This window comes from Micromonospora acroterricola (assembly GCF_003172955.1).
GTDB classification, from domain to species: Bacteria; Actinomycetota; Actinomycetes; order Mycobacteriales; family Micromonosporaceae; genus Micromonospora; species Micromonospora acroterricola.
In genome coordinates this window covers 1-23,050 of the sequence record NZ_QGKR01000123.1, presented here as the reverse complement: position 1 = coordinate 23,050, position 23,050 = coordinate 1, and the positions used below count along the sequence as shown (strand labels likewise).

The window sequence follows — 23,050 nt, the reverse complement described above, 5'->3', positions numbered from 1 at the left end:
GGCGGGCGCGGCGTCCCAGCCACCGCTCCCCGGCCGGTGCCGGGAACCGGCGGTAGGCTCGGCCGCATGCCCGCCGCACACCTCCTCATCGGCCCACTTCTGCGGCGCGTGGTCGACACCCGGGCCACCATCTGGGTGGAGACGGCGGCGCCCGCCGTGGTCACCGTCCGCACCGCCGACGGCGCCACCGGCACCGCACCCACCTTCTCCGCGTACGACCACCACTACGCGCTCGTGGTGGTGGAGGGGCTCACCCCGGACAGCGCGACCACCTACGAGGTGCTGGTCGACGACGAGGTGGTCTGGCCCGTGCCGAGCAGCGGCTTCCCGCCGAGCGTGATCCGCACCCGTGCCGCCGACGACCGGGACCAGCCGGTCAACCTGATCTTCGGCTCGTGCCGGGAGACCACCCAGCACGCCACCACCCGCAAGCTCCCGCCGGACGCGCTGGACGCGTACGCCCGGCGCCTGATGGCCGATCCCGAGACGGCCGCGCTGCCCGACCTGCTGGTGCTGCTCGGCGACCAGGTCTACGCCGACGTCACCTCGCCGACGGTGCGCCGGCTGCTGCGCCGGCGCCGACGGCGGCCGAAGGGCGCCCCGGCCGACCAGGTGGTGAGCTTCGACGAGTACACCAAGCTCTACCTGGAGTCCTGGCGGGATCCGGAGATCCGCTGGCTGCTCTCCACCGTGCCGAGCGTGATGATCTTCGACGACCACGAGATCATCGACGACTGGAACACCTCGGCCGCCTGGCGGGCGGAGGTCCGCGAGCAGCCGTGGTGGTCCGAGCGGATCGGCAGTGGGCTCGCCTCCTACTGGGTCTACCAGCACCTGGGCAACCTCTCCCCGGACGACATCGCCGCCGACCCGGTCTTCGCGAAGGTGGCCGCCGCCGAGGACGCCACGGGCGTGCTGCGCGAGTTCGGGCACCGGGTGGACCAGGAGTCCGACCTGGCGCACGACACCGAGCGGTGGCGCGCGGTGCAGTACCAGTGGAGCTACGCGCTGGACCTGGGGCGGACCCGGCTGGTCATGCTCGACAACCGGTGCAGTCGGGTGATTGACCGGGGCAGCCGGGCGATGCTGCCGCCGGGTGAGTGGGCCTGGTTCCTCGACCAGGCGCACGGCGTCTACGACCACCTGGTGGTCGGCACCTCGCTGCCCTGGCTGCTGCCGCAGGGCATCCACCACATCGAGGCGTGGAACGAGAAGCTGGCCGACTCGCGCCGACCCTGGGTGGCGCGCGGGGCGGAGAAGCTGCGCCGGGCACTCGACCTGGAGCACTGGGCCGCCTTCCGGCGCTCCTTCGAAGCGCTCGCGGAGACCTTCGCCCGGATCGGCACGGGCACTCCGGGTCAGACCGGCGCGCGGATCGGGGCCGGGCCGGCGTACGCCCCTCCAGCGTCGATCAGCGTGCTCTCCGGGGACGTGCACCACTCGTACGTGGCGCGGGCCCGGTTCGCCGACCCGGCGGTGGTCACCCCGGTGCACCAGCTCACCTGTTCGCCGATCCACAACCAGGTGCCGGCCGGCATCCGTCCGCTGATGCGCCTGGGCTGGTCGTCCGGGCCCGCGGGGGCCACCCGGGCGCTGGCCCGCTCGGCCGGTGTCCGCCGCCCGGGTGTGCGCTGGCGCAAGCTGGCCGGCCCCTACTTCGGCAACGCGGTGGCCACCCTGACCCACCGGGGGCGGGGGGCCGAGGTGACCATCGAGGGCACCACCAAGGACGGGCAGCTACGCCCCGTGATGCGCCGCCGACTCTCCCGCGACGGCTGAGCGGGCCCCGCCGTAGTCTCTACGCCGTGGACGAGCACCTGCCGGAGCCCATCCGGGCGGTCGAGCACGAGCTGACCGCCCTGCTGCGTCGTGGTCGGGCGGTTTCCTGGGAGATCGCCCGGGAGGTGCACCCGAACCTCGAACCGAACACCTACGGGCTGCTGCTGTGGCTGCGCCGGAGCGGGTCGATCCGGTTGACCGAGCTGGCGGCTCGGCTCGGGGTGGGCAAGGGGACGCTGAGCCGGCAGATCAACGGGCTGGAGGCCCTCGGCCTGGTGAACCGCGACCCCGATCCGAGCGACCGGCGGGCGGCGCAGATCAGTCTCACCGACGAGGGGCAGCGCCGGTTCGACCTCGCCCGCTCCGCCCGGCTGGGGGAGTTCCTCCGCGCCCTGGACGACTGGCCGGCCCGCGATGTCGAGGAGTTCGCCCGGCTGCTCGGTCGGTTCAACGACTCCTGGAAGTGACCCCGTCCCGAGGGGGAATCTCCCCCGGCTCCGACATGTTGTTGCTTTAGGCAACCAAGGCCTACGGTTGCTTCAGGCGGCCGCCGCCCATCGACGACGGTTCCACTCGACTCCACCCGGAGGCAGCAACGATGAGCCAGGCGACAGCGCCCACCCGCGCGACCGCCGTCGACATGACCCACCGGCAGATCCTCGAGGCGCTCTCCGGCCTGCTGCTGGGCATGTTCGTCGCGATCCTCTCCTCCACGGTCGTCTCGAACGCGCTGCCGCGGATCATCACCGAGCTGCACGGGGGCCAGTCCGCGTACACCTGGGTCGTCACCTCCGCCCTGCTCGCGACCACCGCGACCACCCCCATCTGGGGCAAGCTCGCCGACCTGACCAGCAAGAAGGTCCTGGTCCAGCTCGCTCTGGGGATCTACGTCCTGGGCTCGGTGCTGGCCGGCGCCGCGCAGGGCACCAGTGAGCTGATCGCCTGTCGGGTGCTCCAGGGCGTCGGCGCCGGCGGCCTCACCGCGCTGGCCCAGGTGATCATGGCGACCATGATCGCGCCGCGAGAGCGGGGCCGCTACAGCGGCTACCTGGGCGCCGTGATGGCCGTGGGCACCATCGGCGGCCCGCTGATCGGCGGCGTGATCGTCGACACCTCCTGGCTCGGCTGGCGCTGGTGCTTCTACGTCGGCGTGCCGTTCGCCATCGCCGCGCTGGTCGTGCTCCAGAAGACCCTGAACCTGCCGGTCGTGAAGCGGAAGGCGCAGATCGACTGGTGGGGCGCCACGCTCATCACCGCGGCCGTCTCGGTGCTGCTGATCTGGGTCTCCCTCGCCGGCGACCAGTTCGCGTGGGTCTCCTGGCAGAGCGCCGTCATGGTGCTCGGCGCCCTGGTGCTCGGCGCCCTGGCGATCCGGGTGGAGACCCGGGCCGCCGAGCCGATGATCCCGCCGCGGCTGTTCCGCAACCGCACCATCACCCTGGCGGTCGTCGCCAGCATCGCGGTCGGTGTGGGCATGTTCGGCGCCTCGGTCTTCCTCGGCCAGTACTTCCAGATCAGCCGCGGCCAGAGCCCCACCATGTCCGGCCTGATGACCCTGCCGATGATCCTCGGCCTGCTCGTCTCCTCCACCCTGTCCGGGCGGATCATCACCCGTACCGGCCGGTGGAAGCGGTTCCTGGTGATCGGCTCGGCGCTGCTCACCGTCGGCTTCGCGCTGATGGGCACGCTCCGGGCGGACACCAGCTTCACGCTTCTGAGCGTCTACATGGCGCTGATCGGCGTCGGGCTGGGCATGACCATGCAGAATCTGGTCCTCGCCGTGCAGAACACCGTCGACCCGCACGAGCTCGGGGCCGCCAGCTCGGTGGTCGCGTTCTTCCGCAGCCTGGGCGGCGCGATCGGCGTCTCCGCCCTCGGCGCGGTGCTCGCGCACAAGGTCAAGGACTACCTGGCCGAGGGGCTGGCCCAGCTCGGCATCCCCGCGTCCAGCTCCGGCAGCGGCGGCGCCCTGCCCGACGTGCACACCCTGCCCGGCCCGCTGCGGGCGGTCGTGGAGAGCGCGTACGGCCACGGCGCCGGCGACATCTTCCTGGCCGCCGCCCCCTTCGCGCTCATCGCGCTGATCGCGGTGAGCTTCATCAAGGAGGTGCCGCTGCGGCAGCACAACGGCTCCGCGGCGGCGAGCGACGTGGACAGCGACCAGATCCTCGCGGCGGACGCCGCCGTGATCCGTACCGGCGAGCAGAGGTGAGGTAACCAGCCATGAGCGTGGGAGCGCCCGACCGCGAGGAGTACGGCCCCCGGAGCCGTCCACTGCCCTTCGAACGTGGCACGGACGGCCCCCGGGTGGTCCTGGTCGGCGTGGACGGCACCCGCACCTCCGAGCGGGCCGGCTGGTACGCCGCCGGCCTGGCCCGCCGGCAGGGCGCCGCGTTGGTGGTGGTCTTCGTCAGCTCCGCGAGCGGGCTGACCGCCCTGGTGCCCGGGATGGACGCCGGCGCGGTGCAGCGGACGCACGACGAGCTGGCCGAGGAGCTGCGCCGGGAGTGCCGGCGGGGCGCCGAGGAGCTGGGCCTGCCGTTGACCTTCCTGTGCCGGCGCGGCGACGCGTACGGGGAGCTGTGCGCGGCGGCCGACGAGTTCCAGGCCGACATGGTGGTGGTGGGCGCGTCCGAGCAGGCCGGTCACCGGCTGGTCGGATCGGTCGCCACCCGCCTGGTCCGCACCGGCCGCTGGCCCGTCGTCGTCGTGCCCTGAAACCCACTCGCGGCTGTCAGACCCTGCGGCAAGGATGACCGGATGACCTGGAGAGCACCGGAGATCACCCGGACCCCCGAACCGTACGTCGGCGACGAGCGCACCATGCTGGAGGGCTGGCTCGACTACCACCGCCAGACGCTGCTGCTGAAGTGCGCCGGCCTGACCGTCGACCAGCTGAAGACGCCGAGCGTGGAGCCGTCCGGGCTGACCCTGCTCGGGCTGGTGCGGCACCTGGCCGACGTGGAGCGCTGGTGGTTCCGCATCCGGGCCGCCGGTGAGGACATCGTCGGTCTCTACGACGGCGAGGAGGACCCGGACGCCGACCTCAACGCCGTCGCCGGGGCCGACGCGGAGGCCACCTTCGCCACCTTCGCCGCCGAGGTGGAGGCCGCCCGCAAGGCCGCCGCCGGCCTGTCGCTGGACCAGACCTTCCGGCGGCCCCGCCGGGACGGCACCGCCGACGAGATGAGCGTCCGCTGGGTCTACATCCACATGATCGAGGAGTACGCCCGGCACAACGGGCACGCCGACCTGATCCGGGAACGCCTGGACGGCGTCACCGGCGAGTGACCGGCTGAGCCGCCTCGGGTCGGCGAGGCTGGCTCAGTAGTCCAGGGCCGCCCGCAGGTAGCGCAGGTCGCCGTGGCCGCCCCAGCGGTGCGCGGAGAGCCCGGCGGCGCGGGCGCCCCGGACCGCCCAGTCCTCGTCGTCGACGAAGAGCACCTTGGCCGGCGGGGTGGCCAGCGCCTCGCAGGCGGCCTGGAAGTACTCCTTGGCCGGCTTGTGCACGCCCAGCGTGGAGGAGTTGACCACCACGTCCAGCTCACCGACCAGGCCCAGCTCGGCCAGGTCGGCGTCGAGCAGGTCGGTGGCGTTGGTGGCCAGGCCGACCTGGATCCCGGCGGCGCGTACCTCCCGGATGAAGGCGAGCACCTCGGCGTCCACCTCGCCCCGGTGCTGCTGCCACTGCTCGACCGCGTCCCGCGCCCGGTCCGGGCCTCCGGCCGGCTCGGCCAGCGCGTCGGCCACGCTCGACATCCAGTCGGCGTGGCTGACCTGGCCGGTGAGCACCGGCTGGAGTCGACCCCACTGCATGGCGATCTCGCTGAGCACTCCCTCGTCCAGGCCGTACTCCCGCTCCACCCGGGCGGCCACCGCCGGGTCGAACCGGCGCAGGACGCCGTCCAGGTCCAGCAGGAGCGCCGTCGCGCGTTCCCGAGCCACTACCCGTTCTCCTCGCCGCGGCCGCGCCGCTGCTCGTCCTCGTCGGCCCGGTTGAGCCGTTGACTGATGACCTGGGTGACCCCGCTGCGCATGGTCACCCCGTAGAGCGCGTCCGCGATCTCCATCGTCCGCTTCTGGTGCGTGATGACGATCAGCTGGCTCTTCTCCCGCAACTGTGCCAGCAACGTGATCAGCCGGCCCAGGTTCACGTCGTCCAGGGCCGCCTCCACCTCGTCCATGATGTAGAACGGGCTGGGCCGGGCGCGGAAGATCGCCACCAGCATGGCCACCGCGGTCAGCGACCGCTCGCCACCGGAGAGCAGGGACAGCCGCTTGATCTTCTTGCCCGGCGGGCGGGCCTCCACCTCGACGCCGGTGGCGAGCAGGTCCTCGGGGTCGGTGAGGATCAGCCGACCCTCGCCGCCGGGGAAGAGCACGGTGAACACCTGCTCGAACTCCCGGGCGGTGTCGTCGAACGCGCTGGCGAACACCTCCAGGATCCGCTCGTCCACGTCCTTGACCACGGTGAGCAGGTCCCGCCGGGTGGCCTTCAGGTCCTCCAGCTGCTCGGAGAGGAACTTGTAGCGCTCCTCCAACGCCGCGAACTCCTCCAGCGCGAGCGGGTTGACCTTGCCGAGCAGGGCGAGTTCGCGTTCCGCCTTGGCGGCACGCTTCTCCTGCACCGGCCGCTCGTAGCGGACCGGCTCGGGCACCGGCAGCCCGTCGCGCTCGGCCGCCGCGACGTCGACCTGGGTGGGCGGGACGGGCTGGGTGGGGCCGTACTCGGCGACCAGGGTCTCCACGTCCAGCCCGAAGTCCTCGGCGGCCTTCGCCTCCAGCTGCTCGATGCGCAGCCGCTGTTCCGCGCGGGCCACCTCGTCCCGGTGCACCTGACTGGTCAGCCGCTCCAGCTCCGCGCCGAACCGCTTCGCGGCCCCGCGTACCTCCTGGAGCTCCGCCTCGCGGGCGGCGCGTTCCCGCGCCACCGCGTCGCGGTGCTCCTCGGCCGTCGCGATCGAGGTGGTGAGCCGGGTGAGGGCCTCCCGGGCGCCGCCGGCGACGGCCCGGGCGATGCCCGCGCCCCGGGTGCGCGCGGCCCGCCGGGCCGCCGCGCGTTCCCGGGCAGCCCGCTCCGCGATGGCCTGCCGAGCGAGCGAGTCGGCCCGGCCGGCGATCGAGGAGACCCGCTCCTCGGCGGTACGCACCGCGAGCCGGACCTCCATCTCGTTCTGCCGGGCCTGTGGCACCATCGCGGCGAGCTGGTCCCGTTCCTCGGCGGAGGGCTCGGCGTCGACCGGGGTCTCCTCGGCCAGCCGAAGCCGCTCCTCCAGCTCGGCGAGCGCGGCGAGGTCCCGCTGGCGGGCCGCCTCGGCGCGGGCGCGGGACTCGCCGAGGCGATCGGTCTCCGCCTTCGCCGAGCGGGCCGCCGCGCCCAGCTCGGCCAGTCGGCGGGCTGCGGCGTTGCGGTGGCTCTCCGCCTCGCGCTTCTCGGCGGCGGCGTGCTGCACGGCCTCCTTGGCGGCGGCCACCTCGGCGCGGGCCTCGACGAGCTGGTCGCGCAGCTCGGCGCCGGCGCGCTCGGCGGCGAGCCGGTTGGTGCGGGCCTCCTCGACGGCCGCCTGCACCTCGATGTAGCTGGGCGCCTTGGCCGACCCGCCGGCCGCCGCGTACGCCCCGACCACGTCGCCGTCGGGGGTGACGGCGCGCAGCTCCGGGTTGCCGGCGACCAGCTCGGCGGCGGCGGCCAGATCGTCGACGAGCGCCACGTCGCGCAGCGCCCGGTGCACGGCGGGGCGCAGTTCGGCGGCGCACTCCACCAGGTCGGGCGCCCACCGGGCGCCGTCGGGCAGCTTCGGGCGCAGCGCGTCGGCGGAGCCCGTCATGCCGGGCCCGGCCGGGCTGCCCACCAGCAGGCCGGCCCGGCCGGCGTCGGAGATCTTGAGCAGCCGCATGGCCTCGACGGCCTCGTCCACCCCGCTGACCGCGACCGCGTCGGCGAGGCCGCCGAGCGCGGCGGCCAGCGCGGCCTCGTTCCCCGGGGCGACGGTGAGCAGCCCGGCGAGGCTGCCGAGCAGGCCTGGCACCTCGCCGGCGCGGGCGAGCAGCGCGCCCCCACCGTCCTTGCGCCGCAGGCCCAGGGAGAGCGCCTCCTCGCGGGCCTTCCAGGTGGCCGCGTCCTTCTCCGCCGCCCGCTCGGCGTCGGCCAGCGACCGGACGGTGGCCTGCGCCCGGTCCTGCGCGGCGACCGCCTCGGCGTGCCGGGCGTCGAGGTCGGCGTTGTCCCGGTCGGCCTCGGTCGACTGCGCGGCCACCGCGTCCAGGTCCGCCTGCGCCTGCTCGGCGCGACCCAGCGCGTCGGCATGCGCCACGGCGAGGCGTTCGATCTCCTCGCCGGCGCTGGTGGTCCGGGCGCGGGCCGAGTTGACCTGGCCGGTGAGCCGGGCCATTCCCTCACGCCGGTCGGCGATGGCCTTGGCGGCGGCGACCAGCTCGCGCTCGGCGGCGGCGAGCTGACGCTCCAGCTCCTGGCGGTGCTCCACCGCCTCGGCCAGCCGGATCTGGTCGTCGGTGAGCGCCGCGCGCAGCTCGTCCTCCTGCTCGCGGACCCGTTCGGCCTCGGCCTCGAGCTGGTCCGGGTCGCGGCCGGGCCGCTCGTCGTCGCCGGAGGCGCTCAGGTGCCGCAGCCGCTCCCGGGCCAGCTGCTCGATCGAGCGGAAGCGTTCCTGCAGGGCGGAGAGCTTGTACCAGGTGTCCTGGGCGGCGGCGAGCAGCGGCGCGTCCTCGGCCAGCGCGGCTTCCAGCTCACCGAGCCGGCCCTGCACCTCGGCGTGCTCGGCCTCGACCTGCTCGCGCCGCTCCCGCAGCGCGGTCTCGTCGGCGATCTCCCGGTCCAGGGTGGTCCGCAGGGTGGCCAGGTCGTCGGCGAGCAGGCGCAGGCGGGCGTCCCGCAGGTTGGCCTGGATGGCGGCGGCGCGCCGGGCCACCTCCGCCTGCCGGCCCAGCGGCTTGAGCTGGCGGCGCAGCTCGGCCGTGAGGTCGGTGACGCGGTTGAGATTCACTTGCATCGCGTCGAGCTTGCGCAGCGCCTTTTCCTTGCGCTTGCGGTGCTTGAGGACGCCGGCCGCCTCCTCGATGAACGCCCGGCGGTCCTCCGGCTTGGCGTGCAGCATCCCGTCGAGCCGGCCCTGACCGACGATGATGTGCATCTCCCGGCCGATGCCCGAGTCCGACAGCAGCTCCTGGATGTCGAGCAGGCGGCAGGAGTTGCCGTTGATCTCGTACTCGCTCTCGCCGGAGCGGAACATCCGGCGGGTGATGGAGACCTCGGTGTACTCGATCGGCAGCGCGCCGTCGGTGTTGTCGATGGTGAGGGTGACCTCGGCGCGGCCCAGCGGCGCCCGACCGGCGGTGCCGGCGAAGATGACGTCCTCCATCTTGCCGCCGCGCAGCGCCTTGGCGCCCTGCTCGCCGAGCACCCAGGCGATGGCGTCGACGACGTTGGACTTGCCGGAGCCGTTCGGGCCCACCACGCAGGTGATCCCGGGCTCCAGCTTCAACGTCGTGGCGGAGGCGAAGGATTTGAAGCCCTTCACCGTCAGGCTCTTGAGATACACCTTCTCGATCCTCGTCCGGTGGCCGCCGTACCGTCGCCGGCAACGCGGACCTGGGTGAACCCGCAGACTAACCCGGTGGCGGGAGCGGTCGGGCACGCGACCCGCCCCGGGGCACGCGATCGGGAGCGCCGAAGAGCACGACGCGGTTGTTCCGGTGGCGCGGAGAAAGGCAAACAACGTTCATGATCAGTAACCGGTCGGCGCGTTTCCGGAAAGGGGTGGCGCGGTTCCGGCGCCGCCCAAGCAAGATCATAAATCGTCGGCCGGGAAAGGGGCCGGACAGCGTTGCGCGCCGGCACAGAGTCGTGTCGGCGCGCATTTTTGCGATGGTGCGATTCAGTTTTTGGCTACCCGAAGATCAGGTCAGCGCCGGCTCGGCCAGACGGAGCAGGTCGTCCGCCTCCGCCGCAGCCGCCGCGAGCCGATCATTGTCGGCGCGCAGACGCGTGATCTCGAACTCCAGTGCCTGAACCCTGGCACGCAGTCGGGTGACCTCGTCGAGCAGACGCCGGTCGGGCGCTGCACCTACGTGGCCGTAGAGGGCCTTCGCCATGCTGACTCCTTGATATGCGCTGCCGGAAAGGCCGGCCAACGCGCGCCCATTCATACGCGACTGTCATTCCAGCTGTATCTGGGCATGACCGGGCGCGACTGGCGACACCTATATATTGAGCCGCAAACCCCTCCTTCGTCAAGTTCTCGCAGGCCGTAGATCATCTCTACGTCGACCTGTCCACTTGTCGGGGGGCTGCCTCACGGCACGGACACTCTCTGTCCGGACGCCTTTACTGTACGCCTTCTTTCCGCGAAGTCCGCACCCTCGCGTCCGACTTCCCCTTAACTCTTCCTTAGCCACGTTGCCGCAGGTCGTGGACGGGTCGTAGCGTCACTCCGGCCCGCAACCAACCCCGTGGAGGCAGTGCCGTGTACGGCTGGACCGACCCGATGGACCCGAACGGCGCCCCCCGGCGCGCCGAGCGGCCGACCGACGAGCCGGACTGGCTGAGCGACCGCCCGGAGCCCCGCTCGGCCTACCTGTTCGGTGACGACCCCGACCAGCCCGCCGACGAGTGGCACCGCGCGCAGCCCACCGCACGCTGGGAGCCGGAACCGGAGGCCCCCGCCGGGCCGGCCGACGACCGCACCGCCGGGTGGCCGGCGTACGAGCCCGCCTACCGGTCCGACGACGAGCCGACCGGCGACTGGCGTCGCAGCGACCCCGTCGAGGAGACCACCGGCGGCTGGCGCACCGACGGCGGCGAGGAGACCACCGGCGAATGGCAGACCGGCGCCGGCCGGGGTGAGGGGCGGCACCGTTCCCCGCGGCGCTGGCGCCGGCCGCTGATGATCGGAGGCGCCGCCGCGGCGGCCACCCTCGTGGTGAGCCTCGGCGTCGGCGCGCTCGCGATGCCCGGCGGAGACGACGCGGCCAGCGAGCCGACCGCCGTCGACGACACGATCGCCGCCGCACCGGCGGTGCCGACCGAGGAGCCGGCCGTCGACAGCCTGGTCGCGCCCTCCCCGACCGCCGCGCCCACCTCGGCCCGGCCGAGCCCCACACCGAGCCGGGTCGTCAAGCCCACCCCGACTCCGTCGCGCACCAACGCCGCGTCGCGGCGCAGCGCCCCGCGCGTCAGCGCGCCGAGCGCCACCAACGGCACGAGCACCAGCGGCAGTGGCGGTGGCAGCGTCAGCGCCCAGGCCCGCGAGGTGGTGGACCTGGTCAACGCCGAGCGGGCCAAGGCCGGCTGCAAGGCGCTGAGCATCGACGACAAGCTGATGACCGCCGCCCAGCGGCACAGCCAGGACCAGGCCGACCACCAGAACATGTCGCACACCGGCAGCGACGGCAGCGACGCCGGCGTCCGCCTGGACCGGGTCGGCTACACCTGGCGCACCTACGGCGAGAACGTGGCGTGGAACCAGAAGACGCCGGCCGCCGTGATGGACGCCTGGATGAACAGCTCCGGCCACCGCGCGAACATCCTGAACTGCGCGTTCACCGAGATCGGCGTCGGCATCGCCAGCAGCAACGGACCGTACTGGACGCAGGTCTTCGCGGCGCCGCGCTGACCGCGCGTCGTCCGCGCCCCCGCGCTCGTTTGACCCGGTGAGGTACGTCGGGCCGGAGCGTGGGGGCGGCGTACCGGTGAGGGCGGCGACGGGCCGCCCGGGACCCGGGAGCTGCCGATGCGGATCCGGCCGCGGCGACGCGCCGTCGTATGCCCGCTGCGCCGGATCGTGTCGGCCTGCGTCGCAATCGCCGTGGCGGTGCCGGCGTACGGCTGCCGGGTCGAGCAGCTGACGCCGCCCGGCGCGCCCACCCGCTGGCCGGCCGACCAGGCCCGCCACTGGCAGTGGCAGTGGCAGGTCAGTGGCACCCTCGACCCGACGGTGGACGCCGACGTCTTCCTGCTCGACCCGGTGGCCACCACCGCCGCCCAGACCGCCGAGCTGCGCTCCCGCGACCGCCGCCTGATCTGCCAGGTGCACGTCGGCTCGGTCCGCTCGGCCGACCCGGACGCCAGCCGGCTCCCGGCCGGGGTGCAGGGCTCGACCGGCCGCCAGCCGGGCAGCCGGTGGCTGGACGTCCGACGGTGGGATGCGCTGGAGCCGGTCCTGGCCGACCGGTTCCGGCTCTGCCGGGGCAAGGGGTTCGGCGCGGTGGCGCTGGCCGACGCCGACGGGTACGCGTCTCGCACCGGCTTCCCGCTGGACTTCGACGACCAGTTGATGTTCAACCGCCGGCTGGCCCGGCTGGCCCGGTCGCTGGACCTCTCCCCCGGGCTGGTCAACGACGTGCCGCAGCTCGCCGCGCTGGCTCCGGACTTCGACTTCGCGGTCAACGAGGAGTGCGCCCGGCTGGACCTGTGCGCCAAGCTGCTGCCGTTCGCCGACGCCGACAAGCCGGTCTTCCACGTCGAGTACACCGGCTCGACCGACGACTTCTGCGTCACCACCGTCGGCTACGGCTTCGCGTCCATCCGCAAGGACCGGACGCTGGACGCCTGGCGGGAAGCCTGCCCGCTGCCCTGACCTCCGTGCGCTGGTGGTCGACCGGGACGCGGCGGCGCAGCACCGCCGGGCCGGACCGCGGTCGCGGCCCGGCCGGCGGAGACAACGGTCAGGACACCGACACCAGCTCCGGGGCGGCGGCCGGTGGATCGGTGGGGGCGGGCGCCGGCCGCTGGCGCAGGAAGCGGGGGGCCCACCAGTTGGCGTCGCCGAGCATGGTCATCAGTGCCGGTAGCACCACGCCCCGGATGATCGTGGCGTCCAGCAGGATCGCCGCCGCCAGACCGATGCCGAGCTGCTTCATGTCGATCGTGCTGAGCGTGGCGAAGATCGAGAACACGCCGACCATCACGATCGCCGCGCTGGTCACCACGCCGGCCGACGACGTGATCCCGTACGCCACCGCGTCCCGGTTGGACATGCCGGCCCGGATCCCCTCGCGGATCCGGCTGACCACGAAGACGTGGTAGTCCATGGAGAGGCCGAACAGCACCACGAAGAGGAACAGCGGCAGCCAGGACACGATCGCGCCCATCGAGGTGAAGCCGAGCGGCCCCGCCGCCCAGTCCCCCTGGAAGACCAGCACCAGCAGCCCGTACGCGGCGCCGGCCGAGAGCAGGTTCAGCGCGATCGCGCTGGCCGCCACCACCACCGACCGGAAGGTGAGCACCATGACCAGGAAGGTGAGCACCAGCACGAAGGCCATCACCAGCGGCAGCTTGTCCCGGACGTGCTGCGCGTAGTCCTCGCTGTCGGCCACGCTGCCGCCGACCGCGTACTCGATGCCCGGGATGTCCCGCAGCTCGGCCGGGACCAGGTCGTCGCGCAGCTTCTCCAGCGACCGCACCGACCGGTCGTCCCGGCTGGCGTACGGGGTGGCGACGTCCAGCACCGACACCCGCCGGTCGGCCGACACCTGGATCTTCGGGCCGTCCGCCTCCGTCGGGGCGAACAGCGGGTCGCCGGCGGCACGGGTGGCCAGGTCGGTGAGCGCGGCGCGGACCCGGTCGGCCTGTTCCGCCGGCGCCCGGACGGCCACCACGTGATTGGTGCCGGTGCTCGGGAAGGCGGCGGTGAGGCGGTCGTACGCCTGCATGGCCGGGGTGGTGCGCGGCAGGTCCTCCATGCCGGGGAACTTCAGCTTCATGCCGAGCGCCGGCGCGGCCAGCGCGAGCAGCAACCCGACCGAGATGACCAGGGTGGGCACCGGGGCCCGCAGCGCCGGCCGGAGCACCGCCGGCCAGAGCCGGGGCGAGCGGGGCTGGCCGTGCCGGCCGGCGCGCGGAGCGGTCAGTCGCCAGAGCAGCGGCACCCGGGGCCGGTCCACCCAGCGACCGAGCTTGGCCAGCAGGGCGGGCAGCACAGTCAGCGAGCCCACCACCGCGACCGCCACCACCAGGATCGAGCCGACGGCGAGCGACGAGAAGACCACGTCGCCGGCGAGCAGCAGGCCGGCCATCGAAATGATCACCGCGAAGCCGGACACCACCACCGCGTGCCCGGAGGTCTCCGCGGCGATCTCCACCGCGTCCAGGCCGGAGCGGCCCTTTGCGCGTTCCTCCCGTTCCCGGCGGACGTAGAACAGCGAGTAGTCGACCCCGACCGCCATGCCGATCAGCAGGATCACCGGGGCCGTGGTGTCGGTGGCCGGCACGAGGTGCGAGGCGAGGGTGGACAGACCCATCGCGGCGGCGACCGAGGAGAGCGCCAGCAGCACCGGCACGCTGGCCGCGATGAGCGCGCCGAACGCGACGATCAGGATGGCCAGGGTGACCGGGAGGCTGAGCAGCTCGGCGCGCTTGAAGTCCTTGCCCAGGGTGTCGTCGAGGGCCTGGCCGATCGACGGCCCGCCGACCTGCTCGACGCGCAGCTGCGGGTGCGCGTCCTGCACGGTGGCGGTGGCGTCGCGCAGCGGTTGCACCCGGTCGGACGCGGTGTCCGGGTCGCCGGACATGGTGATCGGCAGCAGCAGCGCCGAACCGTCCCGGGCGGTGATCGGCTGGCCGACCTCGGCGACGCCGGTGACCGTCCGCAGGCGGGCCGCCGCGTCGTCCGCCGCCACCTTCGCCGCCCCCGGGTCGAGCGTCCCGGCCCGGGCGGTGATCAGGACGTTCTCGACGGCCGGGTCGTCGAAGGCGCCACCGTCCACGATCAGGCTGGCGCGTCCCGCCTCGCCGATGGCCTGGTCGCTGCTGGTGGCCTCGTTGAGGCCGGCGGCGTTGCCACCGACGAAGCACACCGCGACGAACACGGCCCACAGTGCGATCGCCCGCCACGGGTGCTCGGCGCTCCACCGCGCCATCCGCACCGTCACCGGTCTTGTCCCCATCTCGGGTCCCCCTGTCACGTCAACCCCCTGCCAACGGTGCTGACGCTAGGGGCGTGACGAGACGCTCACATCGGGGATCGGCCCCGGCCCGGCCCGGAGCCGGGCCGGACGCGGTGACGGGGTGCTCCGAGTGGCACGGCGGGCATCACCCGCGTTTCGGACAGCCGGCGGGGGTCCGCCCCGGAGCGGTCCGCCGCGACCCGCCGGCACGGACCCGGAGCCGGCTCGGGGTCATCCCCGAAGGGAACCCCGGGGGCGGGGCTGGCAGCGCGGGCAACTGTACGAGGAGCGGTTCATGAACGCCTCGCGGCGGACCGGCGCGCCGCACCGCCGGCACGGCTCACCCTCCCGGCCGTACACGTTCAGCGCCCGGTCGAAGTAGCCGCTCTCGCCGTTGACGTTGACGTAGAGGGCATCGAAGCTGGTGCCACCCTGCTTGATCGCCTCGGCGAGCACGTCGCGGACGTGGCCGAGCAGGCGCAGCGCGGCGGGGCCGGTCAGCGCGTCCGTGGGCCGGGCGCCGTGCAGCCCGGCACGCCAGAGCGCCTCGTCGGCGTAGATGTTGCCCACCCCGGAGATCAGGGTCTGGTCGAGCAGGGCGCGTTTCACCTCGGTCCGCCGGCGGCGCAGCGCGGCGACGAACGCCGCGTCGGAGAACTCCGGGTCCATCGGGTCGCGGGCGATGTGCGCGATCTCGGCGGGCAGGTCGGCGCCGCCCTCGCTGACCGCGAGCCCGCCGAACGTGCGCTGGTCGACGAAGCGCAGCTCCGGGCCGTCGTCCGCGAACCGGAACCGCACCCGCAGGTGGGTCTCGTCCGGGGTGCCGGGTGGCTGGAGGAGCAGCTGACCGGACATGCCGAGGTGCCCGATCACCGCGTCGCCGCTGTCCAGCGGCAGCCACAGGTACTTGCCCCGGCGGCGGACGTCCAGCACGGTGCGGTCGGCGAGCACGTCGGCGAAGTGCGCGCCGCCGGGGACGTGCCGGCGGACGGCGCGGGGGTGACGGACCTCCACCGAGGCGATCCGGCGACCGACGACCCACTGGGCCAGCCCCTGCCGGACGGTCTCCACCTCGGGCAGTTCAGGCACGGCCCAGCCTCGCGTCGCTCCCGTCGGCGGCACCGGTCGCGTCGGCGGCACCGGTCGCGTCGGCGGCGGGGCCGCTGTCCCCGGCCGGGCGGGCGCCGTTCGTGGACGGTCCGGCGCCGTTGGGACCGGCCTGCTCGGCCGCGACGTCGGCCGGCATGACCTGTGCGGTGTGGTCGGCCTGCTCCGTGCGGGCCGCCCGCTCGGCCCGCTCCAGGGGCCCGACCGGCTCGTCCCGGTCGGCCGAGCCGTCCTGGCCGCTCCGGCCGTCCGCACCGGCCGAGCCGTCCTGGTCGGCCAGGGTGCGCCAGGCCGCCTCGGCGGCGCGCTGCTCGGCCTCCTTCTTGCTGCGCCCCTCGGCGCCGCCGTACCGGTTGCCGGCCACCACCACCCAGGCGGTGAACGTCTTGAGGTGGTCCGGACCGGTGCCCTCGATCCGGTACTCCGGTACGCCGAGCCCGAGCGCCGCGGTCAGCTCCTGGAGGCTCGTCTTCCAGTCCAGGGCGGCGCCCCGGCCGGCCGACTCGGCCATCAGCGGGTCGAACAGCCGGTGGATGACGATCCCGGCGGTGTCCAGCCCGTACTGGAGGTAGATCGCGCCGAGCAGCGCCTCCAGCGTGTCGGCGAGGATGCTCGCCTTGTCCCGGCCGCCGGTGGTCTCCTCACCCTTGCCGAGCAGCAGGTACGCGCCGAGGCCGTCCGGGCCCAGGCCACGCGCGACGTCGGCGAGCGCGCGCATGTTGACCACGCTGGCGCGCAGCTTGGCCAACTGCCCCTCGGGCAGGTCCGGGTGGTTGTGGAAGAGCGCCGTGGTGATCACCACGCCGAGCACCGAGTCGCCGAGGAACTCCAGCCGTTCGTTGGTCGGCAGGCCACCGTTCTCGTACGCGTACGAGCGGTGGGTCAGCGCGCGTTGCAGCAGGTCGGGTTCCAGGCTCACGCCGAACGCGGCTTCCAGGTGACCGACGGACGCCCGCCGCCGCTTGTCGTTGTTCATGATGTGCGTACCTCGGTGTCGGTGGAGCGGTCGGTGCGGTCCGTCGCGTCGCCGCCCTCGAGCAACGCGGATACCAGGTCGATGGCACGCCGCCGCCACAGGTGGGCGGCGAGGGCGATGCCGGAGGCGACGTCGTCGGCGCGGGCGGCGCCGTGGCAGACGACCACCGTCCCGGCAACGCCGAGCAGGGCGGCGGCACGGGGCGCGCCACCACCGACGGGCGGGCCGCCGGCCATCGCGTACGCGCCCTCGATCGCCTTGAGCAGCACGTTACCGGTGAAGCCGTCGGTGACCACCACATCGGCGCGCGCGCCGACGGCCACGTCGTACCCCTCGACCAGCCCGACGTAGCGGGCTCCTCCGGGCAGCGGCTCGATGGCCAACAGCGGGTCGGTGGCCCGGCGGACCCGGTCGCCCTTACCGGCCTCGGTGCCCACGGAGAGCAGGCCGACCCGCGGCTCGGGGACCGCGTGCGCCACCTCGGCGTACGCGGCGCCGAGCACGGCGTGCCGGGCGAGGGTGGCGGGGCGGGGCTCCAGCGACCCCCCGACGTCGAGCAGCACGACCGGCCCGGTGACGGCGGGCAGGGTGGCGACCAGGGCGGGCTGACGGACCTCGGGCCAGCGGCCGAGGCCGAGCACGGCGGCGGTGACGGTGGCACCGGTGGCGCCGGCGGAGACCAGGGCGTCGGCGATGCCGTCGTGGACGGCGGTGACAGCGGCCCGGACGGTGCTCTCCGCGCGGGCGGCGCTGGGATGGTCGGCCATGCCGACGGCGTCGCGGACCGGCCGCACCGTGATCCGGACGCGTTGCACCGGATCGAGGGCAGCGATCAGCTCGTCGGCGACCTCGGCCGGGCCGACGAGTAGCAGATGCAGGTCAGGGTCGGCGCGCACGGCCCGCAGAGCGCCGTCAACCACGACGGCGGGAGCGTCGTCCCCGCCGAGGAGGTCAACGGCGATCCGCGCGGTGCCCGGCTCCACTGGTACGCCGACCGGAGTGGGCCGGCCGGCGTCGGAGGGAGCCGGGGCACCGGGCGAATGCCAGGGTGCGCGCGCCGCCCGACCCGGGGTCGGGGGCGTCACTCGGCGTCCAGGTCAGACCTCGATGACCTGGCGGCCGTTGTAGGTGCCGCAGACGGAGCAGGCGGCGTGCGGCAGCTTCGGGGACTTGCACTGCGGGCACGCGACGGTCGCGACCACGGTCGCCTTCCAGTTCGCCCGGCGGGACCGGGTGTTGCTGCGCGACATCTTGCGCTTCGGGACGGCCACGGTTCTTACTCCTCTGTACGGGTCATTTGCGACAGGCCCGCCCAACGCGGGTCGATCTGCTGGTGACTGTGGTCGGCCGGCAGATCGTCCCAGTGCGTCCCGCATTCGGGGCACAGTCCTGGGCAGTCCTCCCGGCAGAGCGGGTTGGTCGGCAGCGTGAGCACCAACGCGTCCCGCAGCGCCGGCTCCAGGTCGATCAGATCGCCCTGCATCCGGCCCACCTCGTCCTCGTCGGTCGTGGCGTCCGTGGTGCTGTTCTCGTACGCGTACAGCTCCTGGATCGTCACGGCCATCGAGTCGTTGATCTCGCGCAGGCAGCGCCCGCACTCGCCCCGGACGGGACCGGTGATGGCCCCGGAGACGAGCACGCCCTCGGACACCGACTCCAACCTCAGATCGAGGTTGAGGTCCGCGCCCTCCGGAACGCCGATCAACTCCACACCGAGGTCCGCCGGTGCCGGCACGACCCGCTGGACCGGACGCATCGCGCCAGGCCGGCGCGGCAGGTCCCTCGTGTCGAGGACCAGCGGCGACCTGGGGTCGAGTGTCGATGGCGAGTGTTTGGGCATAGTCAGACTCCGGCCGGTGTGAGGCCGACAAAAAAGGTTACCTGGGCGACCGCCGGACCGTCGAACCGGGGGCGACGCCTGCCTCAGAATGTCGGCTGGTGAGGTGCCGCTCAGAAGGGTAGCGGGCGTTCCGCCTCATCCCCACCGAAGGTGCCAATCTCACGCAGCGCGTGCATCTTGTCCCGGCCGCGCTCTATCGAGGCGAGCGCCCTGGTGAGGAACTGCTCGAAGTTGGCCAGCGCGGTGTCGACGTAGTCGTCGACCTCCTCACGCAGGCGCTGCGCCTCGGCCCGGGCCTCGGCGATGATCCGGGCGCCCTCGTGCTCGGCCGAGACAGTGATCTCGTTCACCGAGACGAGGCGGGCGTGTTCCGCCTCACCCTCGCTGATGATCCGGTCCGCCTCGCGCTTGCCGGCTTCCATGATCTTGTCGCGCTCGTCGAGCAGCGCGGAGGCGCGACGCAGGTCGGCGGGGAGGTCAGCGCGCATCTCGTCGAGGGCGGCGATCATCTCACCCCGGTCGACCATGCAGTTGTTGCGCGACATCGGGACGGAGCGGGCCTGCTCCACCATGGCGATCAGTTCGTCGATGCGATCGAGCGGGTCCACCGGTACCTCACTCCTGTCGTTCGTCGGCCGACCTCCATGATGCGGGCTACGGCCGGTTCCCCGCTCCACCAATCATGTCCTGCCCGCCCCACACCTGCCCGATCCACCCCAGCCCGGCGAGTCGCAACACCGTCACTGCGCGCTGTACCCGACCCTCACCTCGCCGGTCCTGCGCTCCCTGCCGGGACAGACAGCGCCAGAAGGACGCGCCGGATCCGAGAACGGGGCGTGCGTCAGGGGCGGGGGCCGAGGCGGGCCTGGAGGGCTTCGCGGACCCGGTCGGGGACGTGGGCGGAGATGTCGCCGCCCCACTTGGCCACGTCCTTGACGAGGCTGGAGGAGAGGAACGAGTAGAGCGGGTTCGTCGGCATGAACAGCGTCTCGACGCCCGCCAGCCCGATGTTCATCTGGGCCATCTGCAACTCGTAGTCGAAGTCGCTGACCGCCCGCAGGCCCTTGATCAGCACGCTCGCCTGCTGGGCGCGGCAGAAGTCGACCAGCAACCCCCGGAACGACTCGACCCGTACGTTGCCGTACGAGGCGGTCACCTCGCGGAGCATGTCGATCCGCTCCTCGACGGTGAACAGGCCACTCTTCGACTGGTTCACCAGCACGCCGACGATCACCTCGTCGAAGAGCCGGCTGGCCCGGCCGATGATGTCGAGGTGTCCGTTGGTGACCGGATCGAACGAGCCGGGACACACCGCACGTCTCATGATCGGCGACCGTACCAAAGTGTGGTCTCGCCGTAACGGCGACTGCGCTCGGCCGTGATCCCTTCCACCCACTCGACCGGCCCGGTGCGGCTGGACCGCTCCACCACCACCAGGGCGTCGCCGGCCAGCCAGCCGCCGTCGACCAGCGTGGTCAGCAGCGCGGTGATATCCGCGTCGGGCACGGCGTACGGCGGGTCGGCGAAGACCACGTCGTACGGCCCGCCCTCCGGGCCGGCGGCCAGCACGGTCGCCACCTTGCCGGTCACCAGGCGGACGGCGGAGCCCGCTCGCAGCGCGGCCACGTTCTCCCGGATCACCCGGGCCGCGCGGGGGTCGGACTCGACCAGCAGCACGTGCCCCGCGCCCCGGGAGAGCGCCTCCAGCCCGACCGCGCCGGAGCCGGCGTACAGGTCGGCGAAACGGGCGCCGTGGAGGTCGGCCTCGGCCTGGACGGCGCTGAACAACGCCTCCCGGACCCGGTCGGAGGTCGGTCGGGTGCCGGCGCCGGGAGGCGCGGCGATACGCCGGCCGCCGAGCGTCCCGGCCACGATCCGGGTCACCGTCTCCTCCTGCTCATGACCCCGACGCTACGCGAGCCGACGGGGGCCGCCACCGCCACCGCCCGTATCGCACGAGCGATCACAGGATCACCGGGAGTATATCGATGATCTCATATTCATAACATCAGTCTTAACGAATCCTGAGCGCTGTATCGCTCGCCGCGATCTCGCTAGGGTCTGCCGGGTGCCGGCGGCAACCCGCCGGCCCACGGCTCGGGAAGGCGCCCCCAACATCGGACGTGCAGCGACCGTCCACTGCCGCTCCCGTGTCGACACCCCGACGCTTCAGCACTCCAGGAGTACCCGTGATCCGTCCCAAGCTGTCGCTCCGGCGACCGCTGGCCGTCCTCGGAGCCGCCCTCATCGGCCTCACCGGGGCCGTCGCGGTGGCCGCCCCAGCCAGCGCGCACCACACCACCATCACCGCCACCGCCGACTGTGACCGGCTCACCGGCGAGCGCGTGATCACCTGGAAGGTGGAGAACAGCGAAACCAACAAGGACGCGACGCTCCAGAAGGTGACCGCCGGGCCGGGGACCCCGGTGAACGTGCCCGTACAGGGCGCCGCCGCGGTCGATCTGCAGGGCTACGTCATCCCCGAGGCCGCCTCCGTGGTGGCCGTCCAGCGGGTGCCGGGCGACACCGCCACGGCCACCCTCGAGGTGTACGCCGAGTGGCTGGTGGACAACAAGGTCACCGCGGAGCACACCGACAAGGGCGACATCAACCTCGCCGCCGACAAGTCCTGCGCTCCGACCCCGGAGTGCGTCGACGCCAGCCAGGCCAAGTACAGCCACACCTTCGACGGCCCGAAGGGCACCGCCACCGTCAAGCTCGACGGTGAGCTGCCGCTCTGCGGCGAGGGCAAGCAGTGGTTCACGCTGGTGTCGTACTTCGCGCCGCGGCCGCAGTTCGCCACCCCGCAGTACGTCTACGGCACGCCGGACAGCGACTGGATCGGTGGCACCCAGACCGAGATCGAGCTGAACGTCGAGATCCCGAACTGCCACACCCAGGTCGACCTGATCTGGGGCGACGCCGAGCAGGTCATCGACCCGCTGGTCGAGGGTGGCAAGCGATACGGCGACAAGAAGCTGGGCTCGCCGGGCGCGCCGGGCAACCGGTCCACCGGCCCGCAGGGTTGGTACAACGGCGGCGACAAGAGCTGCACCACGCCGGCCACGACCTTCGCGTCCAACTGCGACGGTTCGGTTGCCGTCTCGCTGACCAACGACGGCAAGACCAGCAAGTACCCGGTCGAGTTCGAGGTCAAGGGCGAGAACGGCTTCTCCAAGAAGGTCTCCGTCGAGGCCGGCAAGGCCGACACCAGCGTCGTGGTGCCGGCGGCCGACGCGGGCAAGATCGAGGTGCTGGTCGACGGCAAGGTCATCGAGAAGGGCACGTACTCGTGGCAGCGCCCCGAGGACTGCCCGCTGCCGGCCGTGACCACCGAGGCCGACTGCAAGAACTTCACGCTCACCGTCACCAACCCCGAGGGTGGGCTCCCGGTCAAGGCCACGTTCACCTACGGCGACAAGACCGAGACCCGGACCGTCGCGGCCGGCGCGTCGGCGAAGGTGACCTTCAAGGCCGGTAAGGCCAAGTCGGCGCTCGTCGCGCTGCCGGAGCTGGACCTCGAGATGGAGGCCGTCTACACGCCGGAGAAGGACTGCGGCGGCTCGGGCGGGGGCGGCGACGAGCCGGGCCTCCCGGTCACCGGCGCGGCGGCGGGCGGCATCGCCGCCGGTGCGGTCGCCCTGCTGATCGCGGGCGCGGTGCTCTTCGTCATCGCACGGCGGCGTCGGGTGACCTTCACCGCCTGATCTGACCAGCCCCACGGGCGCGTCGACCACCCGGTCGACGCGCCCGTGGCGTCTTCGGGTCCACTGGGGAGCGGGATCGCGGTGAACTAAGATCATCCCCTGTCCCCGCTTCGGGCGGGCACACCCCCACGTCGCGCGACGCCCGTGAGCAGGCGACCCCTCGGTCGCGACGCCTCCCGGCCTCCCGCCACGTGATCCGACACCCCCTCACCAGGAGCAGGCGTGAACCCTCCCAAGTCTCCGTTCCGGCGCGTCGCGGCCATCGCCGCCGGTGCGCTGATCGGCCTCGCCGGCGTCGCGACCGTCGCCACCCCGGCGCTCGCCCACCACTCGAACATCTCCGGCACCGCCTGCGAGACGAGCGAGGACGGTGTGTACCGCGTCCAGTGGACCGTGGTGAACAGCGAGAACGATCTCGACGGCACGATCACCGAGGTGTGGACCCCGTCCAACACCTACGTCGTCGGCCTTCCGGTCGGCCGCACGCTGCCGAAGTCGACCGAGGGCAAGGCTGTCGGCGTGCAGTACACCGCCAAGGGCGCGGCGCTCGACCTGAAGATCACCACCGAGTGGACGCGCGACGGTCGACTGCACACCAACACCGCCACCGGCACCGCCGTCCTGGACCAGACCTGCACCGCCGAGCCGCCGGCCACCCCGTCGCCGGAGGCGCCCACGCCGACGCCGACCGTGACGCCGAGCGCCCAGCCCTCCAGCCCGGCCCCGACGACCCCGGCG

19 protein-coding genes and 2 pseudogenes are annotated in these 23,050 nt (G+C 73.1%); 9 read left to right on the top strand and 12 right to left on the bottom strand.

Annotated features, from left to right (window positions below):
* Positions 1-66 precede the first annotated feature (66 nt).
* The 5 genes from DKT68_RS04660 (at position 67) to DKT68_RS04640 (ending at position 5,070) form a co-directional block, all read left to right on the top strand.
* Positions 67-1,779 (top strand): alkaline phosphatase D family protein, encoded by a 1,713-nt coding sequence (locus tag DKT68_RS04660; protein WP_109816189.1) that lies wholly within the window; start codon positions 67-69, stop codon positions 1,777-1,779.
* A gap of 26 nt (positions 1,780-1,805) precedes the next feature.
* Positions 1,806-2,246, top strand: a complete 441-nt coding sequence (locus DKT68_RS04655; protein WP_236646715.1) for a MarR family winged helix-turn-helix transcriptional regulator — start codon at positions 1,806-1,808, stop codon at positions 2,244-2,246.
* Positions 2,247-2,377: 131 nt separating this feature from the next.
* Positions 2,378-3,991, top strand: a complete 1,614-nt coding sequence (locus DKT68_RS04650; RefSeq protein WP_109816188.1) for an MDR family MFS transporter — start codon at positions 2,378-2,380, stop codon at positions 3,989-3,991.
* Between the two features lie 11 nt (positions 3,992-4,002).
* Positions 4,003-4,497, top strand: a complete 495-nt coding sequence (locus DKT68_RS04645; RefSeq protein ID WP_236646714.1) for a universal stress protein — start codon at positions 4,003-4,005, stop codon at positions 4,495-4,497.
* A 42-nt stretch (positions 4,498-4,539) separates the two neighbouring features.
* Positions 4,540-5,070, top strand: a complete 531-nt coding sequence (locus DKT68_RS04640; protein WP_109816187.1) for a DinB family protein — start codon at positions 4,540-4,542, stop codon at positions 5,068-5,070.
* A gap of 33 nt (positions 5,071-5,103) precedes the next feature.
* On the opposite strand, the gene DKT68_RS04635 is transcribed toward DKT68_RS04640, so the two are convergent.
* The 3 genes from DKT68_RS04635 to DKT68_RS04625 all read right to left on the bottom strand — a co-directional run bounded on the left by DKT68_RS04635 (position 5,104) and on the right by DKT68_RS04625 (position 9,891).
* A complete protein-coding gene (locus tag DKT68_RS04635; RefSeq protein WP_109816186.1) occupies positions 5,104-5,724 on the bottom strand; it encodes an HAD family hydrolase in 621 nt (206 codons plus the stop codon).
* Positions 5,724-9,338, bottom strand: coding sequence for a chromosome segregation protein SMC (gene smc, locus DKT68_RS04630; protein ID WP_109816185.1), 3,615 nt, complete (start codon positions 9,336-9,338; stop codon positions 5,724-5,726). Before smc ends, DKT68_RS04635 begins: the two co-directional genes overlap by 1 nt.
* Positions 9,339-9,696: 358 nt before the next feature.
* On the bottom strand, positions 9,697-9,891 hold the full coding sequence (locus DKT68_RS04625) for a hypothetical protein (protein ID WP_007456482.1): 195 nt from the start codon (positions 9,889-9,891) through the stop codon (positions 9,697-9,699).
* 371 nt (positions 9,892-10,262) lie between these two features.
* On the opposite strand from DKT68_RS04625, the gene DKT68_RS04620 reads away from it, so the two are divergent.
* Together DKT68_RS04620 and DKT68_RS04615 are read left to right on the top strand one after the other, a co-directional pair.
* A complete protein-coding gene (locus tag DKT68_RS04620) occupies positions 10,263-11,411 on the top strand; it encodes a CAP domain-containing protein (protein ID WP_407940691.1) in 1,149 nt (382 codons plus the stop codon).
* A 117-nt stretch (positions 11,412-11,528) separates the two neighbouring features.
* Positions 11,529-12,374, top strand: coding sequence for an endo alpha-1,4 polygalactosaminidase (locus DKT68_RS04615; RefSeq protein WP_109816184.1), 846 nt, complete (start codon positions 11,529-11,531; stop codon positions 12,372-12,374).
* Between the two features lie 88 nt (positions 12,375-12,462).
* Here DKT68_RS04615 and DKT68_RS04610 read toward each other — a convergent pair whose 3' ends face one another.
* The 9 genes and pseudogenes from DKT68_RS04610 to rsmD all read right to left on the bottom strand — a co-directional run bounded on the left by DKT68_RS04610 (position 12,463) and on the right by rsmD (position 20,489).
* Positions 12,463-14,682, bottom strand: a complete 2,220-nt coding sequence (locus DKT68_RS04610; protein ID WP_109816183.1) for an MMPL family transporter — start codon at positions 14,680-14,682, stop codon at positions 12,463-12,465.
* Positions 14,683-14,913: 231 nt separating this feature from the next.
* Positions 14,914-15,771 carry a bifunctional DNA-formamidopyrimidine glycosylase/DNA-(apurinic or apyrimidinic site) lyase gene (gene mutM, locus DKT68_RS04605; RefSeq protein ID WP_109816193.1) on the bottom strand — a complete coding sequence of 286 codons (858 nt, stop codon included), beginning with the start codon at positions 15,769-15,771 and terminating at the stop codon, positions 14,914-14,916.
* Positions 15,772-16,009: 238 nt separating this feature from the next.
* A pseudogene (gene rnc, locus DKT68_RS04600) lies at positions 16,010-16,765 on the bottom strand (ribonuclease III); the annotation flags it as partial.
* Positions 16,762-17,748, bottom strand: a complete 987-nt coding sequence (locus DKT68_RS04595) for a phosphate acyltransferase PlsX (protein ID WP_109816182.1) — start codon at positions 17,746-17,748, stop codon at positions 16,762-16,764. The gene DKT68_RS04595 and the pseudogene rnc, both read right to left, overlap by 4 nt.
* A gap of 114 nt (positions 17,749-17,862) precedes the next feature.
* On the bottom strand, positions 17,863-18,036 hold the full coding sequence (gene rpmF / locus DKT68_RS04590) for a 50S ribosomal protein L32 (protein ID WP_074317731.1): 174 nt from the start codon (positions 18,034-18,036) through the stop codon (positions 17,863-17,865).
* A 5-nt stretch (positions 18,037-18,041) separates the two neighbouring features.
* Entirely contained in the window at positions 18,042-18,605 is a 564-nt protein-coding gene (locus DKT68_RS04585) for a YceD family protein (protein WP_109816181.1), read from the bottom strand.
* A gap of 110 nt (positions 18,606-18,715) precedes the next feature.
* Entirely contained in the window at positions 18,716-19,213 is a 498-nt protein-coding gene (locus tag DKT68_RS04580) for an SPFH domain-containing protein (RefSeq protein WP_109816180.1), read from the bottom strand.
* Positions 19,214-19,446: 233 nt separating this feature from the next.
* A complete protein-coding gene (gene coaD / locus DKT68_RS04575; RefSeq protein ID WP_109816179.1) occupies positions 19,447-19,929 on the bottom strand; it encodes a pantetheine-phosphate adenylyltransferase in 483 nt (160 codons plus the stop codon).
* Complete coding sequence (gene rsmD / locus DKT68_RS04570) at positions 19,926-20,489, bottom strand: 16S rRNA (guanine(966)-N(2))-methyltransferase RsmD (protein ID WP_109816178.1); 564 nt, start codon at positions 20,487-20,489, stop codon at positions 19,926-19,928. Before rsmD ends, coaD begins: the two co-directional genes overlap by 4 nt.
* 305 nt (positions 20,490-20,794) lie before the next feature.
* Here rsmD and DKT68_RS04565 point away from each other — a divergent pair, with 305 nt between their 5' ends.
* Both DKT68_RS04565 and DKT68_RS04560 read left to right on the top strand, forming a co-directional pair.
* Positions 20,795-22,312 carry a cell wall anchor protein gene (locus DKT68_RS04565; RefSeq protein WP_109816177.1) on the top strand — a complete coding sequence of 506 codons (1,518 nt, stop codon included), beginning with the start codon at positions 20,795-20,797 and terminating at the stop codon, positions 22,310-22,312.
* 222 nt (positions 22,313-22,534) lie between these two features.
* Positions 22,535-23,050: pseudogene (locus DKT68_RS04560) on the top strand (cell wall anchor protein); the annotation flags it as partial.

Coding starts and splice junctions, on each gene's coding strand:
- DKT68_RS04615 (WP_109816184.1), top strand. CDS start 11,529: ATGCGGATCCGGCCGCGGCGACGCGCCGTCGTATGCCCGCTGCGCCGG.
- DKT68_RS04640 (WP_109816187.1), top strand. CDS start 4,540: ATGACCTGGAGAGCACCGGAGATCACCCGGACCCCCGAACCGTACGTC.
- coaD (WP_109816179.1), bottom strand. CDS start 19,929: ATGAGACGTGCGGTGTGTCCCGGCTCGTTCGATCCGGTCACCAACGGA.
- DKT68_RS04660 (WP_109816189.1), top strand. CDS start 67: ATGCCCGCCGCACACCTCCTCATCGGCCCACTTCTGCGGCGCGTGGTC.
- DKT68_RS04645 (WP_236646714.1), top strand. CDS start 4,003: ATGAGCGTGGGAGCGCCCGACCGCGAGGAGTACGGCCCCCGGAGCCGT.
- DKT68_RS04585 (WP_109816181.1), bottom strand. CDS start 18,605: ATGCCCAAACACTCGCCATCGACACTCGACCCCAGGTCGCCGCTGGTC.
- DKT68_RS04610 (WP_109816183.1), bottom strand. CDS start 14,682: ATGGGGACAAGACCGGTGACGGTGCGGATGGCGCGGTGGAGCGCCGAG.
- DKT68_RS04625 (WP_007456482.1), bottom strand. CDS start 9,891: ATGGCGAAGGCCCTCTACGGCCACGTAGGTGCAGCGCCCGACCGGCGT.
- DKT68_RS04650 (WP_109816188.1), top strand. CDS start 2,378: ATGAGCCAGGCGACAGCGCCCACCCGCGCGACCGCCGTCGACATGACC.